This window comes from Pseudomonas sp. PDM03 (genome assembly GCF_014852385.1).
Lineage (GTDB): Bacteria > Pseudomonadota > Gammaproteobacteria > Pseudomonadales > Pseudomonadaceae > Aquipseudomonas > Aquipseudomonas migulae.
Genome location: NZ_JACVBM010000044.1, coordinates 1 through 1,612 on the forward strand (window position 1 = coordinate 1; position 1,612 = coordinate 1,612).

Annotated in this window: 1 protein-coding gene; it reads right to left on the reverse strand. The window is 56.0% G+C overall.

All coding sequences use genetic code 11. The features are described from left to right. Window positions 1-161 precede the first annotated feature (161 nt). Window positions 162-1,535: a transposase gene (locus IB254_RS29315; RefSeq protein WP_192420945.1), complete on the reverse strand. Its 1,374-nt coding sequence runs from the start codon at window positions 1,533-1,535 to the stop codon at window positions 162-164. Window positions 1,536-1,612 lie beyond the last annotated feature (77 nt).

Here is a 1,612-nt window from a genome sequence, read left to right on the forward strand (position 1 = left end):
CCGATTCTGTTGAAAAAGTCGGATTTTCAGATCACCTGAACTCAGGCACGACCACCACTGGAGAACCTACTCACCACATTGAGTGGTTTTTCGGCCCTTCGGTGACCTTTGCTGCTCTGTTATTGGGTTAATTTGAGGTTTTTTACTTGGTGCAGGCGCACCTATCCCGTGACTGGTGGCCCTTGAGATGAAAATTTGGCCAACCGTCGCAGGTTCTGCACCGCAGCGGCCAGCGTGAATTCATCCGTCGCGCCACTCATGCCACGTAGCCGCAGGCGATCCAATTTCAGGATGCGCTTGAGGTGGGCAAACAACATTTCGACTTTTTTACGTTCGTGGCGAGAACGCTGATACGCCGGCGTTGCTGCAATGCGCCGAGCCACATCGCGAGCGGCTTCATGGACGCTGCGAGCGATCTTGCGAATCGAAGTGTTCGGGCAGCACTTGGCTTTCATCGGACATGTCGCGCAGTCGGTCTGTCTGGATCGGAAGATGATGGTGTTGGCTTTTGTGACGTGCGAACGCTCGTTTTTGAAGGCTCGCCATTCGCTGCGCAATGGGTTGCCGGCCGGGCAGCGGTATTCCTCGGCCTCTTCACTCCAGTGGAAATCGTTGCTCGAAAAACTGTCGTTCTTGCGCTCGGTTTTGTCCCACACCGGCACATGCGGCTCGATGTCTTTTTCCTCCACCATCCAGGCCAGCATCGGCGCGGTACCGTAAGCAGTATCACCGATGAGGCGCTCCGGTTTGATGTCGAACTGCGCTTCGACCCGTTCGATCATGGTCTTGGTGCTCTCGACTTCTGCGGTTCGATGAGCCGGAGTGGGTTCCACATCCATGATCACGCCGTGCTCGGTATCGATCAGATAATTCGTGGAGTAAGCGTAGAAAGCTGGGCCGCCTGGAGCAGCTGTCCAGCGGGCCTGAGGATCCGTCAGCGACAGGCGCTTCGGTAGCGTTTCGGCCAGAGCCTCTTCATCGAGTGCCTCAAGGTACTCACGCACGACGCGGGTGCTCAGAGATGGATCGCTCCAGGTGACCTGTTCATCTCCCGGTACGCCGCGCTGCCGACTCGCATCCGCTTTGATGATGCTGGCGTCCACGGCAAAGCCTTCGCCCTTGACCAGACCGGCGTCCATGCAGCGACGCAGCACTTCATTGAACAACCAGCGAAACAGATCACTGTCCCGAAAACGGCCGTGTCGATTTTTGGAAAAGGTCGAGTGGTTGGGGATTTCGTCTTCAAGGCTCAACCGGCAGAACCAGCGATACGCCAGGTTCAAATGGGCCTCTTCGCACAACCGCCGCTCTGAGCGAATGCCGTAGCAATAGCCCACGATCAGCATGCGAATCATTAGTTCTGGATCAATCGACGGACGCCCAATCGGGCTATAAAAATCGGCGAGGTAATGGCGCAGATCGCTCAGATCGAGACACCGATCAATGCTGCGCAGAAGGTGATTGGCTGGGATGTGATCTTCAAGGTTGAACGAGTAAAACAGTCGCTCCTGCCCACTCGATAACTGTCCCATCATGCTGCGTGCTTCCCTGCTGGCCAATGCAGATATTTTGCCGCAGGCCAGATAGGGGAGCTACTTTTTCAACAGAATCG